Consider the following 14,222-nt stretch of genomic DNA (forward strand, 5'->3'; position numbering starts at 1 on the left):
CGTTTGCGCCACGCAAACCGCCGTCGCTCAATAGTGACTGCGCCCCCACAGCGTCGCCGGCTCGTCGAGCAGATGACGCAGGCCGCTGCGTTCAATCGTGCGTTCCGCGACTTCGTTCACCCGCTCGAGAATCGCGTTCTCATCGACCGACAGCACCTTCCGATCTTCCATCAGCACGCGCCCGCCGACCATCGTCATGCACACGTCGGCCGCGTTCGCGAAACACGTGACGCGGTACACGGGCATGTTCATCGGCATCATGTGCGGCCGGAACAGGTCGACGAGGATGACGTCGGCGAACTTGCCGGCTTCAAGCGAGCCGACTTCGTGATCGATCGACAGCGCCTTCGCCGCATCGATCGTCACCATCTCCAGCACCTTGCCGTGCGGCAGCACGTCCGGGTCGCGGAAATGCCGGCGGTGGTAATGCATGCACTGCCACATGTGGCGGAACATGTCGTAGCCACGATCGGGCGCGGCGCCGTCGGACGCGATCGCCACCGTCACGCCTGCGTCGATCAGTTCGGGCACCGGGCAGCGCCCGATGATCGACATGATCGCGCTCGGGTTGTGGACGATCGCGGTGCCCGTCTCCACACAGGCGGCGATGTCGTCGTCGGTCAGGTCGATGCTGTGCGACATGAACGACGTCGGACCGAGCAGCCCGAGCTCGCGATGCGCGAATGCGAGCGTGCCGGCGCGGTGGCCGTCCTGCGTGAACGTCAGCCCACGCTCACGCGCCAAGGCGACGTAGCGCGCGGCCTGGTCGCGGAAGTCGCGCTCGTATTGCACGAGTTCCGGGTCGTGCTCGGGGCCGTACACGGGCAGCGTGAGCGCGATCCGGATCCGGCCGTCGGCGTCGCCGTGGCATGCGTCGATGATGTCCTCGCACACGTCATACATCGTGTCGAAATCGATGTCGCGCGTGTCGCCGCCGTCCGGCGTGTGGCGTGTGTACACACGCGGCGCGGGCGGACGCGACGGGCCGACCGCGACGATCGAGCGCGTGCCGGTGCGCACGACCGCGTCGCAATGGCGCCGCGCGTACACGGGATCGTCGACACGCATGATCGAGTTGCCGCCGCCGAGCAACGACACGCCCGTCGTCACGCCGGCCTTCAGCCGTTCGAGCGCGGCGAGATGCGATTCGGTCTCCCAGAACGCCTCGTCCGATGCGCGCGTGTAGATCGTCTCGGCCGCGGCCGACCAAGCATCGCCGTCCGCGCCGCCGATCGTGCGCAGCATCGCGTGGCCCGCGTGCGCATGCGCATCGATCAGCCCCGGCAGCACGGCCTTGCGGCGCGCATCGATCGTGCGCGCGGCGCGGTAGCGCGCCTGCAATTCATCGGTGCCGCCCACGGCAACGATGCGATCGCCCTTCACGGCAACCGCGCCGTTGTCGATCACGCGCCGCTGCGGGTCCATCGTGATCACGCAGCCGTTCGCGATCAGGATGTCGATCGCTTCGCGCGGGTCCTCTCGTGTTTCCTCTCGTTTTACCTCGGTAGTCATCGCGTATTGTCCTGTTGTGATTCGGGAGGGTCATGACGCCGTTGAACGGCAAAGCCGCCGGTTGAGTGCCCGGCGGCTCGCTATCGTCATGACGAAGCAGCTGTCACGCGGAGCCGACCGGCGCCGCGACACGGGCCTTCAGCTTGCGCTGCACCGCGCTGATCGCGATGAACACCACCGCGTTCACCGCGAGCGCGACGAGCCCCGGGTTGATCGACGTCAGCGTGTTCGACGCGCCGGGGAACAGCGACGCGAGCGTCACGCCGTAGTAGTTCGTCATCGCAATCACGATCGCGCCGGCGACGATGCCCGCGAACGCGCCTTCACGCGTGCCGAACGGCCGCTTCAGGAAGCTCGACGCGAGCATCGGCACGAGCTGCGTGAGCAGGCTCGACGAGAAGATCGCGAGCGTGACGAAGGTCGCGCCGCCGCGCAGCACGAAGTAGACAACCACCAGCGTGAAGATTGGCAGCGCGATCCGCGCGACGCGCGTCACTTCGCGGTCGGTCGCGTTCGGTGCGAAGCCTTCGCGGTAGATGTTGCGCGCGATCGTCGTCGATGCGTTCAGCATGATCAGCGAGCCCGGCACCAGCGCGGTCAGCAAGCCCGTTCCGCCGACGATGCCGACGAACCACGCGGGGAAGGTCTGCTTCACGAGCCGCAGCAGCGCGAGATCGGTCTGCGCGCCTTCGAGCCCGTGCACGGTCATCACGGCCGCGAAGCCGACGAGGAACAGGAACGCGATCAGCACCTGGTACAGCGGCATCAGGATCACGTTGCGGCGCAGCGCGCGCTCGTCCTTCGCGACGTAGATCGCGGTGAAGCCGTGCGGATACAGGTAATAACCGAGCGACGTGAGCAGGATCGTCGAGTTGTACCAGCTCAGGTTGAAACCATGCTCGGGCATGCGCAGCAGTTCGGGATGCGCGGCGTCGATCTTCGCGAACATCTCGCCGAGGCCGCCGTAATAATGCATCGGCAGGTACAGGCCGAGGAAGATCGCGATCGCGAGGATCAGCACGTCCTTGAAGATCGCGATGCTCGCCGACCCGTGAATGCCCGACACGACCATGTAGACGGCCATCAGCGTCGCGGCGATCCAGATCGCGGCCGCCTGCGGAATCAGCCCGTACGACATCTCCGACACGATCACGCCGAGCCCGCGCAACTGGATCATCAGCAGCGACACCATCGCGAACACCGCGACGATCGACACCAGCACGCCGATCGCGCGGCTGTCGTACTTCGCCGCGAAATAATCGGCGAACGATACGAGCCCGCGCTCCTTCGCGTAACGCCAGACCGCCGGCAGCATCCAGTAGCCGATCACGAACGCGAGGCAGCCGTACGACAGGATGTAGAACGCCGGCACGCCCTTGCTGTAGGTCCAGCCGCTCGCGCCGAGGAACGAGAACGTCGAGAACGCCTCGCCGGCCATCAGCAGGAACGTGAGCAGCGAACCGAAGCCGCGCCCACCGACCGCCCACTGCTCGAGCGTGAGCTTGCGGCCGCGGCGCGCCATCACGCCGATCGCGAGCGCGAACACGGCGAACGCCGCGATGATGATGATCGAAGCGTTCATTGCGCGTCTCCCGTGCGGCCGTCGCGGGCCGCGTCGCGCTCGTCGAGATGGAACAGGATCGCGAGGATCGCGGCGGTCGCCGCCATCCAGATCAGGTTCCAGACGAGCAGGAACGGCAGCCCGAACAGCAGCGGCCGCACCTCGGCGATCGAGCCGCCCGAATACATCCCGACGAACGGCAACGACGCCAGCAACAGTTTGAATTTCATGTGAGCCTCCTCCGGAAGACGCGCGTGCGCATCAGGGCATCAGAACTTCTGGCGGATGCCGACCACCACCGCCACTTGCGACGTCGTCGACGACGGGCTGTCGGTGCCGTCGATCCACGCCGTGCCGACCGACGACGACGCCTTCTGGTAGAAGCCGTTCACGTACACGTCGGTGCGCTTGGACAGCAGGTACTGCACGCCGGCCGACACCTGCTGGTAGTGGCCGCTGTCGCCGCCACGCGCGACCTTCGTATAGGTGTAGCCGGCCGCGGCCATCAGCGCGGGCGTCACCATGTAGCGCAGGCTGCCTTCGTAGTTGTTGAAGCGCAGCGCGCCGCCCGTCACCTGACCGAAGTTCGAGCCCGTGTACAGCAGCCCGAGCGTCGCCTGCCCGATCGCGTAGCTGCCGCCCGCGCCCCAGATCTGCTGGCGCACCGCGCTCGACAGGCTCGCGCCGAACACCGACGCCGACGACGGGTAATAGTTGTCGGAGGCGACGGCGCCCGCGGCGCTGCTCGCCGGATGGTTCACGCGCGCATACGCGGCGCCCGCATTGAGCGGCCCGTTCGCGTACGTGACGCCCGCACTCCAGCTGTTGTCGTTCGCGAAGCCGGTCGAGTTCGAGAAGCCGTACACCAGGTTCGCCTGCAGCCCCGCGATCGTCGGCGACACGTACTTGACCGCGTTGTTGAGACGGAACGTGTTGTTGATGTCGTCGTTGTCGAACGGGTGCGTCGAGTTCTGCACGAGGAAGCTGCTCATCTGCAGCGAGCCGAGGATGTCCTGCGTCGAGTTGTACTGGCGGCCGAGCGTCACCGCGCCCCAGTTCGCGCCGCTCAGGCCGACCCACGCCGAACGGCCGAACATCCGGCCGCCCTGCCCGAGCGCGCCGTTCGCGACGTTGAAGCCGTTCTCGAGCCGGAAGTTCGCCTTCAGGCCGCCGCCGAGATCCTCGGAGCCGATCAAGCCCCAGCGCGGGCCCGATTCATTGCCGCCCGTGAACTGCCACAGCGCATGGCCCTTCGCGTTGTTCGTGTAGGTCACGCCCGCGTCGACGATCCCGTACAGCGTCACCGTCGACTGCGCATGCGCGGTGCCGGCAAACAGCATCGCGATCGCGGCGCCCATGCTTGCGGCGCCCGTCTTCCCACCCTTCATTTGCATCATCTCCGTCGTCTCCGCTCCAAACCTGCTCATTGATGTTGTGTTGTGTTTTGTTGGTCCTGCCCATGCATCCCGCTCGCGTTGCATCGAGTTGTCTAGACAGTCGCTGGATGGTATCCAGCCGCAATCACATCAAGAAATGAAATGTTCAACTGGTCGGCAGTTGAAAATCGAATGGAGGGGAAACGCGCGGGGCCTATGCGACCCCGCAAGACAAACGAAAGTGAACAGGCCCGCTGGACGGGGCCCGATTTGCTCAGACGTGAATGGCTCGCGTAAGCAAGCTGACGGAACGGCGCGCGCGCCGCGCCTATGCGGTTTTCCCCGAGAGCCCGTGCATCGGCCGGCGCAGCGCGGCGTCGAACGGGTTGGTGCGCGGCCCGATCGCGTCGGCCTGGCGCCGCAGCAGTTCGACGACCATCGGCATCCGGTCGTCGCCGAGGCGCGACGCGAGCGTGCCGACGCTCAGCGCGCCGACCGGATAACCGGTGCGATCGAGAATCGGCACCGCGACGCCGGCCATGCCGTCGAGCACGCCGCTGTTGCGGCCCGCGTAACCGAGCTGCCGCACGCGTTCGATCTCGGTGCGCAGGTACACCTCGTCGAGCACGCCGTAGCCGCGAATGCGCGGCACGTTGAAGCGGATCACTTCCTCGCGTTCGGCTTCGGGCAGGAACGCGAGGATCGCTAGGCTGCCTTGCCCGACACCGAGCGCGATGCGCCCGCCGATATCGCCGGTAAACGAGCGGATCGGGAACGGCCCTTCGCACAGGTCGAGACACACCGCGTCGAAGCCGCTCTTCACGAGCAGGAAGATGGTTTCGCCGAGGCTCGCGCACAGTCGCAGCAGCGCGGGGCGGCACAGCGTGCGCATGCTGCTCGGGTTGCCGGCCAGCGCGGCGAGCGCGAAGAAATCGACGCTCAGCCGGTACAGCTTCGACTGCTCGTCCTGCTCGACCATCCCTTCGGCGATCAGCGACTGCAGGATCCGGTGCGCGGTGCCCTGCGTGAGGCCGACGGCCTTCGCGAGGTGCGTGACGCGCACGCCGTCCTGCTGCATGCCGGCCAGCGCGCGCAGGATCGCGAACGCGCGCTGCAGCATGCCGGTGCCCGGCGCGCCGGCCGGATCGGCGTCCTCGTCGGCGCCGGATGCGTGCGCGGCGGGCGTGCCGCGCATTCCGGACGAAAGGGGTTCCTGCATGCCGGCTCTCCTCGACAATTTCATTGAACGGAATACGTCAGCCGCCATTGTCGTCCGGCCGAAATTCGCCGGGCATCCGGGTGTGCACGGGATTGACGCGTGCATTTCACGGTCCGGTCGCCCTTCATTCAACGGAACGATTCGCACGCGATTCGCCGATCCATTCCGGTCATCGGAATTTTTCAGAAATTCATCCCGTTGAGCAGAATTCGAAATTGACGCTCCGAAATATGGCTGGCTAGAGTCCGCGTCATTGGTGCACCGGCCACTCGGTGTGCGAACCCGGAGCTCCCCATGTCGTTTCTCACGCTTACGGATCTGACGAAAACCTTCGGCGACCTCACCGCCGTCGCCGACGTCAACCTGTCGGTCGAACAAGGCGAATTCGTGTCGCTGCTCGGGCCGTCGGGCTGCGGCAAGACCACGACGCTGCAGATGATCGCCGGCTTCGTCGACGTCACGCGCGGCCGCATCGCGCTCGACGGGCAGGACATCACGCACCTGAAGCCGAACCGCCGCGGGCTCGGCATCGTGTTCCAGAGTTATGCGCTGTTTCCGCACATGAGCGTCGCGGAGAACGTCGGCTTCGGCCTCGACATGCGCGGCGTCGACAAGGCCGAGCGCGCCGAGCGGATCCGCGCGGCGCTCGCGCTCGTGCGCCTCGATGCGCTCGCGCACCGCTTTCCGCGCGAGCTGTCGGGCGGCCAGCGGCAGCGCGTCGCGATCGCGCGTGCGGTCGTGATCGAGCCGCCGGTGCTGCTGCTCGACGAACCGATGTCGAACCTCGACGCGAAGCTGCGCGAGGACATGCAGTTCGAGCTGCGCGCGATCCAGCGCAAGATCGGCACGACGACGATCATGGTCACGCACGATCAATCGGAAGCGCTGTCGATCAGCGATCGCGTGGTCGTGATGGAAGCCGGCCGCATCACGCAGACCGACACGCCGTACCGCGCGTACGAGCGCCCGGAAAACCGCTTCGTGTCGCAGTTCATCGGCAAGGCGAACCTGCTGCCCGGCACGATCGTCGCGCACGACGGCGACGCGATCCGCATCGACCTCGGGCACGATCTCGCCGAGACGGGCCGCACCGCGCACCTGCCGCCGCGCGAACGCGACATGCGCGTCGGCGATGCCGTGTCGGTCTGCATCCGGCCCGAGAAGCTGCGGTTGTGCGCGCCCGATGCGGGCCGCTTCGCCGCGACGGTGACAAGCCGCTTCTTCCTTGGCAGCCAATGGCTGTACCGCGTCGACAGCGCACTCGGCGAAGTGCTCGTGTGCTGCCAGAACAAAGGTGCGGAGCCGCTCGCGGAAGGCGCGCCGGTCGGCATCGACTGGCACAGCGATGCGGTGCGCGTGATGCGCCGGGAGGCCTGAATGCGACAGCCTTCCCGCCCGCTGCCCACCGACGGCGCGACGGCCGGCCTCGCGCGGCCGGCCGCGCCCGACGCCGTGCCGGCCCGCGCCGCCTCCGGGCGCACGAAACGCGCGACATGGCGCGCGCATGCGCCGCTGTGGCTGATGTGCGCGCCCGCGTTCGCGCTGTTCGCCGCGCTCGTGCTCGTGCCGCTCGCGATGACGCTCATGCTGACGGTCTACCGCTACGACCCGGCCACCGGCCCGATCGCCGCGTTCCAGTTCGGCAATTACGCGGAAGTGCTCGGTTCGTCGTACTTCCACACGATCTTCGCGCGCACGTTCGGGATCGCCGCGCTGACGACGGCGATCTGCGTCGCGATCGGCACGCCGGAAGCGTACGTGCTGTCGAAGATGCGCGACCCGTGGCGCTCGCTGTTCCTGCTCGCGATCCTCGCGCCGCTGCTCGTGTCGGTCGTCGTGCGCGCGTTCGGCTGGAGCATGCTGCTGAACACGAGCGGGCTCGTGAACCAGGCGTTCGGGCTCGTCGGCCTCGGGCCCTACAAGCTCGAATACACGACCTTCGCGATCGTGATCGCGCTGGTGCACGTGATGCTGCCGTTCATGGTGATTCCGGTGTGGACCGCGCTGCAGCGGCTGGATCCGCAGACCGAGCACGCGGCGCTGTCGCTCGGCGCGTCGCCGTTCACGACGCTGCGCCGCATCGTGCTGCCGCAGCTGATGCCCGGCGTGCTGTCGGGCAGCCTGATGGTGTTCGGGCTGTCGGCGAGCGCGTTCGCGATTCCCGGCCTGCTCGGCGGACGCCGGCTGAAGGTCGCGGCCACGGCCGTCTACGACGAATTCCTCGGCTCGCTGAACTGGCCGCTCGGCGCGACGATCGCGGTGCTGCTGCTGGTCGCGAACCTCGTCGTGATGCTCACTTACTACCGCGTGCTCGAACGCCGCTACGCGCGCAGCCTCGGAGGCGCATCGCGATGAGAAAGAATGGCCCCTTCGCCCTTGCGTTCCACACGCTCGTGATCCTGTTCGTGCTCGCGCCGCTCGTGATCGTCGTGCTGGTTGCGTTCACCCCCGACGAAACGCTGACGCTGCCGACCCACGGGCTGTCGCTGCGCTGGTTCCGCGCGATCCTCGACTATCCCGACTTCGTCACCGCGTTCTTCAACAGCGTGAAGCTCGCGTTCGCATCGGCGACGCTGTCGCTCGCGATCGCGTTGCCGGCGGGCCTCGCCATCGGCCGCGCGGCGTTTCCCGGCCGCGCGTTCCTGAACGGCCTGCTGCTGTCGCCGCTCGTGATCCCCGGCCTCGTGCTCGGCATCGCACTGCTGCGCTTCTTCGCGCTGATCGGCGCGACCGGCTCGTTCGCGTGGCTCGTGCTCGCGCACATGATCGTCATCACGCCGTTCGTGATGCGGCTCGTGCTCGCATCCGTCGCGGGCCTCGACCGCAGCATCGAGCAGGCCGCGTGCTCGCTCGGCGCGGACCCGTGGACGACGTTCCGCCGCATCACGCTGCCGATGATCGTGCCCGGCATCACGGGCGGCTGGCTGCTCGCGTTCATCAACAGCTTCGACGAGCTGACGATGTCGATCTTCGTCACGTCGCCGCAGACGGTCACGCTGCCGGTGCGCATGTACATGTACGCGACCGAGTCGATCGACCCGATGATGGCGTCGGTGTCGGCGCTCGTCATCTTCATCACCGCCGGCGCGATGCTGCTGCTCGATCGCGTGTACGGCCTGAACCGCATCCTGATCGGCCAACACTGATGTCGACTCCCGTTTCCCGTTCCACCAACGACCCGGCCGACGGCGCGCAGTTCGTGCGCGTCGCCGAGCGCGAGCGCGCCGCCGTTGCGTTCACGCTCGACGGCCGCCCCGCGCACGCGCTCGCCGGCGACACCGTGCTCACCGCGATCCTCGTCGCGCAGCGCCGCGTGCGCGTCAGCGAATTCAGCGGCCTGCCGCGCGCGGGCTTCTGCCTGATCGGCGCATGCCAGGACTGCTGGGTGCGTACCGAGGCCGGCGCGCGTGTGCGCGCATGCTCGACGCCAATCGTCGAAGGCATGCGGATCGTGACCGGCACGCCGCCCGCACCGGACGGAGGCGCGCAATGAACCACGCACTGCAACCGGTGATCGTCGGCGCGGGCCCGGCCGGCGTGCGCGCTGCAGAAGCGCTGGTCGACGCCGGGCTACGCCCGGTCGTGATCGACGAAAACGCGCGCTGGGGCGGGCAGATCTACCGGCAACCGCCGGCCGACGGCGGCTTCGCACGCGGCAAACGCACGCTGTACGGTTTCGAGGCCGCGAAAGCCGACGCCGTGCACCGGACGATGGCCGCGCTGCTGCCACATGTCGACTACCGGCCGGACACGCTTGCGTGGGCGTGCGGCGCGGGGCGCGTCGATACGCTGCAGGACGGCCACGAAGTGACCGTGCCTTACTCGCACCTGATCGTCGCGAGCGGCGCGACCGACCGCATGCTGCCCGTGCCCGGCTGGACGCTCGCGGGCGTCTATACGCTCGGCGGCGCGCAGGTCGCATTGAAGGCGCAAGGCTGCGCGATCGGCCGGCGCATCGTGTTCGCCGGCACGGGGCCGCTGCTTTACCTCGTCGCGTACCAGTATGCGAAGGCCGGCGCGCAGGTCGCCGCCGTGCTCGACACGAGCCCGCTGCGCCGCCAGGCCGCCGCCGCGCCTGCGCTGCTGCGCATGCCGTCGACTTTCGCGAAGGGGCTCTATTACATCGGCTGGCTGCGCGCGCATGGCGTGGCGATCGAAACGGGCGTCACGCTCGAACGCGTGCTCGGCGAACAGCATGTGACGGGGCTCGCATGGCGCGCGGCCGGTGACGATGCGCAGTTGCATGTGCTCGATTGCGATGCGCTCGGCCTCGGCTTCGGCCTGCGTTCGGAAACGCAGCTCGCCGATCTCGCCGGCTGCCGGTTCGGTTTCGATCCGGTCAATCGCGCGTGGCTGCCCGAACGCGACGCGGCCGGCCGCACGTCAGTGCGCGGCCTCTACGTCGCGGGCGACGGTGCGGGCATCGCGGGCGCCGACGCGGCCGAAGCGTCGGGCCGCAGCGCGGCGCTCGCGCTGCTCGACGACGCCGGCATCGCATCGCCTTCGCCATCGCCGTCCGGCAAACCCGATGCGGCGACGCTGGAACGCACGCTCGCGCGTGTCGGCGCATTCCGCGCAGGCCTCGAAGCGGCGTTCGCGCCGCCCGACGGGCTGGCCGCGCGCTGCCCCGACGACACGATCGTGTGCCGCTGCGAGGAGATCGACGCGGGCACGCTGCGGCGCTGCATCCGTGCCGGCGCGGCAACCGAACTCAATCGGTTGAAGGCGTTGACACGCGTCGGGATGGGCCGCTGCCAGGGCCGCATGTGCGGCGACGCGGCCGCGCTCGTACTGGCCGCCGAAACCGGCCGCCCGCTCGCCGATGTCGGCCGGTTGCGCGCGCAACCGCCGGTGAAGCCGTTCCCGATCTCGGCCGCGCTCGCAGGCGACGACGTCGCGGCGATTCCCGACGAGGCACGCGATGAGTGATGCCCGCCATTACGACGTCGCGATCGTCGGCGGCGGCCTCGTCGGCGCGTCGGCCGCGCTCGCGCTGGCACGTCGCGGCCTGCGCGTCGGGCTGTTCGAGCGGCGCGACTGCGGCGCGCAGGCGAGCGGCGTGAACTACGGCGGCGTGCGCTGCCAGGGCCGCCCGGCCGAGCAGTTGCCGCTCGCGTTGCGCGCACGGCGCATCTGGGATCGCCTGCCCGAGCTGATCGGCATCGACGGCGAATTCGTCGTGTCGGGCCACTTGCGGCTCGCGCGCAGCGACGCCGATCTCGACGCGCTCGACGCCTACGCGACGCTCGCCGGCGAGCACGGCTTGCCGCTGCAGGTGATGCGCGGCGACGCGTTCCGCCGTCGTTATCCGTGGCTCGGCCGCGCGGCGCTCGGCGGCTCGCTGTGTGAAACCGACGGCCATGCGAACCCACGCCTCGTATCGCCCGCGTTCGCGCGCGCGGCCCGCGCGGCCGGTGCGGACGTGTTCGAGCACACCAGCGTCGACGACGTTCGCCACGACGGCGCGCGCTTCCACATTCTCGCGGGCGGCCGCGCATGCACCGCGACGTGGCTGATCAACTCGGCCGGCGCCTGGGCCAACACGATCGCCGAGCGGTTCGGCGAAGCCGTGCCGATGGAGCCGATCTACCCGAACATGTGGGTCACCGAACCGCTGCCGCCGTTCATCACACACAACCTCGGCGTGTACGGCGGCGGCGTGTACGCGCGGCAGGTAGCGCGCGGCAACTGCGTGATCGGCGGCGGGCGCGGCCGTGGCGACGGCGAATTCGGCCAGCCGTCGGTCGATACGACGCGCGCGGTGATGCGCGATGCGTGCGCACTGCTGCCCGCGTTGCGCGACGCACTGCTGATCCGCACATGGAGCGGCGTCGAAGGCTGCACGCCCGACCACAACCCGATCATCGGCGCGAGCGGCACGACGCCGCGCCTGCTGCATGCGTTCGGTTTTTCCGGCGGCGGCTTCCTGCTCGCGCCGGGCGTCGGCGACGTACTCGCCGACCTCGTCACGACCGGCGAAACCGCCACGCCCCTGACTGCCTTCTCGATCGGCCGCTTTGCACCGCAAGCCGCGCCGGCCGCCCCCTTCCCCCAAGAGGAGACCTCTCGATGAAACTGCTCGGAACGATCGCGGCCGCAGCCGCACTCTGCATGGCCGGCGTCAGCGCGCCCGCGTGCGCGCAAACGAAGACGATCTACGTCGGCATGAACGGCGGCCCGATGGAAAAGGCCTATACGAGCCAGGTGCTGCCCGACTTCGAGAAGGCGAACAACGTGAAGGTCGTCGTCGTGCCCGGCACGTCGTCGGACGTGCTCGCGAAGCTGCTCGCGAACCGCAACAAGCCGCAGATTCACGTTGCGTTCCTCGACGACGGCGTGATGGCGCGCGCGGTCAGCCTCGGCGTGTGCCAGAAGCTCGACGATTCGCCGGTGCTGAAGGAGCTGTATCCGTTCGCACGGATGAAGGACGACGTCGGCGCGGGCGTGCAGCTCGGGATGACCGGCATCGCGTACAACAAGAAGCTGTTCGCGGAAAAAGGCTGGACGCCGCCGACGTCGTGGATGGATTTCGCCGATCCGAAATACAAGGGCAAGGTCGTGTTCCAGTCGGCGTCGAGCAGCACGTTCGGGCTGCACGGCTTCCTCGCGATCAACCGGCTGCTCGGCGGCAACGAGCAGAACGTCGAGCCCGGCTTCAGCAAGTGGGCAAGCACGGTCGGGCCGAACGTCGTCGAGTACATCCCGAACTCGGCGAAGATCTCCGAGATGGTGCAGACCGGCGAAGCCGGCCTGTTCCCGCTCACGCCGACCGGTGTCGGCGACCTGCAGGACAAGGGCATTCCGGTCGCGTATGCGAACCCGAAGGAAGGCCCCGTGCTGCTGCTCGTCGACCTGTGCGTGGTGGCGAACAATCCCGATCCGCAGCTCGCGCAAAAGCTCGCGCAGTTCCTGCTGTCCGCGCCCGCGCAGACGAAGGCCGCCGAGGCCGGCAAGCAGATCCCGACCAACCGGCTCGCGAAGATGCCCGCGGCGATGCAGCAGAGCCTCGGCAATGTCGACGATCTCGTGCGCAAGGTGACGGTGGTCGACTGGACCGCGATCAACGCACGCCGCGCGCAGTGGGATACGCGCTGGAACCGGCAGATCGAGCGCTGATCCCGTACTGGCGCGAGTGCGTTACCGCAGCCGCTCGGCGAGCGCGCGCGCGACCATGCTCAGCGCGTCGCCGCGTTCGAGCGCGGCGCGCGGCCGAACGGCGTCGCCGTGCGCATCGAGCGCGGCGCGCGGCCGAACGGCGTCGCCGTGCGCATCGAGCGCACGCGGCGCGAAGTCCGGCGACGACGAGAACTTGACGATCGTCAGCGCGGTCTTCGGATCGACGAGGATCGACTGGCCGAAGCGCCCCGCCGCCGCGAACGAGCCATCGCCGTCGTTCACCTGATACCAGTAGTCGCGATACGCATCACCGTCCTTGCCGGGCACGACGTTGCCCTTCGCGAACAGCGCCGCGTTGTGCGCGGGCTGCAGCGCCGCGCGAATCGTCGCGGCGGGCAGCGTGCCCGGCGCGCCGCCGAGCCCGGTGCGCACGCGTTCCGCGAAGCGCGCGGCATCGCGCAGCGTCGTATACAGCCCGCCGCTCGCCATCGCCATCGCGTTGCGGTCCACGGCGACGTAGGCATCGTCTTCCGCGAAATCGCGCCACAGCCACCGCTCGACCAGCGTGCTCCACGACTGCCCCGTCGCGCGCTGCATCGCCCACGCGACGGCTTCCGGCGAGCCGTTCTGGTAGAACCACAGGCTGCCCGGCGCCACGTCCGGCACGCGCCGCACGGTCTGCAGGAACTCGACGATGCTGGCCGGCGCGCCTTCGCGGTGCGGCACCAGCCCGACGGCGCCGAACAGGCCGAGATCGGGCGGCACGCCCGGCGTATAGGCGGTGGGCACTTCCATGTCCAGGTTCTGCTGCAGCGTCGCGCTGCCGAACGGCGTGTCGGCCAGTTCCGGCACCGCGCGCGACAGCGGCGCGCCCGCGTCGAGCACACCGGATTCGATCATCTGTGCGGCCAGCAGGCCCGTCACCGATTTCGTCATCGACGCCCATGCGTGCGGCTGATCGGGCCGGAAGCCGTCGAAATACCGCTCGTAGATGACCCGGCCGCGCTGCACGACGATGAAGCCGTCGGTATGGGTCGCGCGCAGGTATGCATCGAGCGTCAGCGTCTCGCCGCCGATCGTGACGGGCAGCGCGTCGAGACCGGGCGCCGGTTGCGCGGGGAGCGGCATCGGCGCGGCCGCATGCCGGATGCCGGCCGTCGGCGCGAGCAGCCGCGTGTTGCTCAACGCCCAGCGCAGTCGCGCCGGCGTGAACGCGTTCGCCTTGTTGACGGCCTGGTCGGCCGGTGGCGGAAAGCCCTGCATCACGCCCGGCGCGGCGACGTCGGTCGCGGCGGGCGCGGTCGCGGCGAGCGTGAGCCCGCCGGCGAGCACGAAGGTGCCGGCCAGCCGGCGGGTGCGCCGGCTAGCTGTAAAGCGTCGATGAATTCGCATCGAGTCATGCCTCGTAGTGGAAAGTGAACGGGCGACGTGCCCGGCC

General features: G+C 68.9%; 13 protein-coding genes. 7 read left to right on the forward strand and 6 right to left on the reverse strand.

The genetic code is table 11. From position 1 onward, the window contains the following. Nucleotides 1-27 precede the first annotated feature (27 nt). The 5 genes from ACTRWB_RS01950 to ACTRWB_RS01970 form a co-directional block, all read right to left on the reverse strand. Nucleotides 28-1,512, reverse strand: coding sequence for an amidohydrolase family protein (locus tag ACTRWB_RS01950; protein WP_446900733.1), 1,485 nt, complete (start codon nucleotides 1,510-1,512; stop codon nucleotides 28-30). A gap of 103 nt (nucleotides 1,513-1,615) precedes the next feature. Next, nucleotides 1,616-3,094: a sodium:solute symporter family protein gene (locus ACTRWB_RS01955; RefSeq protein ID WP_343490614.1), complete on the reverse strand. Its 1,479-nt coding sequence runs from the start codon at nucleotides 3,092-3,094 to the stop codon at nucleotides 1,616-1,618. Then, nucleotides 3,091-3,303: a DUF3311 domain-containing protein gene (locus ACTRWB_RS01960; protein ID WP_129516659.1), complete on the reverse strand. Its 213-nt coding sequence runs from the start codon at nucleotides 3,301-3,303 to the stop codon at nucleotides 3,091-3,093. The genes ACTRWB_RS01955 and ACTRWB_RS01960 overlap by 4 nt, the downstream gene beginning before the upstream one ends. A gap of 39 nt (nucleotides 3,304-3,342) precedes the next feature. Beyond that, nucleotides 3,343-4,467 carry a porin gene (locus ACTRWB_RS01965; RefSeq protein ID WP_446901399.1) on the reverse strand — a complete coding sequence of 375 codons (1,125 nt, stop codon included), beginning with the start codon at nucleotides 4,465-4,467 and terminating at the stop codon, nucleotides 3,343-3,345. A 310-nt stretch (nucleotides 4,468-4,777) separates the two neighbouring features. Next, a complete protein-coding gene (locus ACTRWB_RS01970) occupies nucleotides 4,778-5,668 on the reverse strand; it encodes an IclR family transcriptional regulator (protein WP_129516657.1) in 891 nt (296 codons plus the stop codon). A 294-nt stretch (nucleotides 5,669-5,962) separates the two neighbouring features. On the opposite strand from ACTRWB_RS01970, the gene ACTRWB_RS01975 reads away from it, so the two are divergent. Genes ACTRWB_RS01975 through ACTRWB_RS02005 form a run of 7 tightly spaced genes read left to right on the forward strand, consistent with a single transcriptional unit; the run spans nucleotide 5,963 to nucleotide 12,784 of the window. After that, a complete protein-coding gene (locus ACTRWB_RS01975) occupies nucleotides 5,963-7,045 on the forward strand; it encodes an ABC transporter ATP-binding protein (RefSeq protein WP_446900734.1) in 1,083 nt (360 codons plus the stop codon). Continuing rightward, a complete protein-coding gene (locus ACTRWB_RS01980) occupies nucleotides 7,046-8,023 on the forward strand; it encodes an ABC transporter permease (protein WP_446900735.1) in 978 nt (325 codons plus the stop codon). Beyond that, the gene (locus ACTRWB_RS01985; protein WP_129516654.1) at nucleotides 8,020-8,814 is read left to right on the forward strand and encodes an ABC transporter permease; all 795 of its coding nucleotides are present in this window, start codon (nucleotides 8,020-8,022) and stop codon (nucleotides 8,812-8,814) included. The genes ACTRWB_RS01980 and ACTRWB_RS01985 overlap by 4 nt, the downstream gene beginning before the upstream one ends. Beyond that, complete coding sequence (locus tag ACTRWB_RS01990; RefSeq protein ID WP_446900736.1) at nucleotides 8,814-9,161, forward strand: (2Fe-2S)-binding protein; 348 nt, start codon at nucleotides 8,814-8,816, stop codon at nucleotides 9,159-9,161. Before ACTRWB_RS01985 ends, ACTRWB_RS01990 begins: the two co-directional genes overlap by 1 nt. Next, nucleotides 9,158-10,597: an FAD-dependent oxidoreductase gene (locus ACTRWB_RS01995; protein WP_446900737.1), complete on the forward strand. Its 1,440-nt coding sequence runs from the start codon at nucleotides 9,158-9,160 to the stop codon at nucleotides 10,595-10,597. The genes ACTRWB_RS01990 and ACTRWB_RS01995 overlap by 4 nt, the downstream gene beginning before the upstream one ends. Continuing rightward, nucleotides 10,590-11,741: an NAD(P)/FAD-dependent oxidoreductase gene (locus ACTRWB_RS02000; RefSeq protein WP_446900738.1), complete on the forward strand. Its 1,152-nt coding sequence runs from the start codon at nucleotides 10,590-10,592 to the stop codon at nucleotides 11,739-11,741. Before ACTRWB_RS01995 ends, ACTRWB_RS02000 begins: the two co-directional genes overlap by 8 nt. Then, nucleotides 11,738-12,784: an ABC transporter substrate-binding protein gene (locus ACTRWB_RS02005; RefSeq protein WP_129516650.1), complete on the forward strand. Its 1,047-nt coding sequence runs from the start codon at nucleotides 11,738-11,740 to the stop codon at nucleotides 12,782-12,784. Before ACTRWB_RS02000 ends, ACTRWB_RS02005 begins: the two co-directional genes overlap by 4 nt. Before the next feature lie 21 nt (nucleotides 12,785-12,805). Here the strand turns inward: ACTRWB_RS02005 and ACTRWB_RS02010 are convergent, their stop codons facing one another. Next, nucleotides 12,806-14,176, reverse strand: coding sequence for a serine hydrolase domain-containing protein (locus tag ACTRWB_RS02010; protein ID WP_446900739.1), 1,371 nt, complete (start codon nucleotides 14,174-14,176; stop codon nucleotides 12,806-12,808). Between the last annotated feature and the right edge of the window lie 46 nt (nucleotides 14,177-14,222).

It is taken from the genome of Burkholderia sp. YIM B11467, assembly GCF_052952715.1.

Bases quoted from the DNA above. Each gene is read 5' to 3' on its own strand.
- ACTRWB_RS01950 (WP_446900733.1), bottom strand. From the start codon at position 1,512: ATGACTACCGAGGTAAAACGAGAGGAAACACGAGAGGACCCGCGCGAA.
- ACTRWB_RS01955 (WP_343490614.1), bottom strand. From the start codon at position 3,094: ATGAACGCTTCGATCATCATCATCGCGGCGTTCGCCGTGTTCGCGCTC.
- ACTRWB_RS01960 (WP_129516659.1), bottom strand. From the start codon at position 3,303: ATGAAATTCAAACTGTTGCTGGCGTCGTTGCCGTTCGTCGGGATGTAT.
- ACTRWB_RS01965 (WP_446901399.1), bottom strand. From the start codon at position 4,467: ATGCAAATGAAGGGTGGGAAGACGGGCGCCGCAAGCATGGGCGCCGCG.
- ACTRWB_RS01970 (WP_129516657.1), bottom strand. From the start codon at position 5,668: ATGCAGGAACCCCTTTCGTCCGGAATGCGCGGCACGCCCGCCGCGCAC.
- ACTRWB_RS01975 (WP_446900734.1), top strand. From the start codon at position 5,963: ATGTCGTTTCTCACGCTTACGGATCTGACGAAAACCTTCGGCGACCTC.
- ACTRWB_RS01980 (WP_446900735.1), top strand. From the start codon at position 7,046: ATGCGACAGCCTTCCCGCCCGCTGCCCACCGACGGCGCGACGGCCGGC.
- ACTRWB_RS01985 (WP_129516654.1), top strand. From the start codon at position 8,020: ATGAGAAAGAATGGCCCCTTCGCCCTTGCGTTCCACACGCTCGTGATC.
- ACTRWB_RS01990 (WP_446900736.1), top strand. From the start codon at position 8,814: ATGTCGACTCCCGTTTCCCGTTCCACCAACGACCCGGCCGACGGCGCG.
- ACTRWB_RS01995 (WP_446900737.1), top strand. From the start codon at position 9,158: ATGAACCACGCACTGCAACCGGTGATCGTCGGCGCGGGCCCGGCCGGC.
- ACTRWB_RS02000 (WP_446900738.1), top strand. From the start codon at position 10,590: ATGAGTGATGCCCGCCATTACGACGTCGCGATCGTCGGCGGCGGCCTC.
- ACTRWB_RS02005 (WP_129516650.1), top strand. From the start codon at position 11,738: ATGAAACTGCTCGGAACGATCGCGGCCGCAGCCGCACTCTGCATGGCC.
- ACTRWB_RS02010 (WP_446900739.1), bottom strand. From the start codon at position 14,176: ATGCGAATTCATCGACGCTTTACAGCTAGCCGGCGCACCCGCCGGCTG.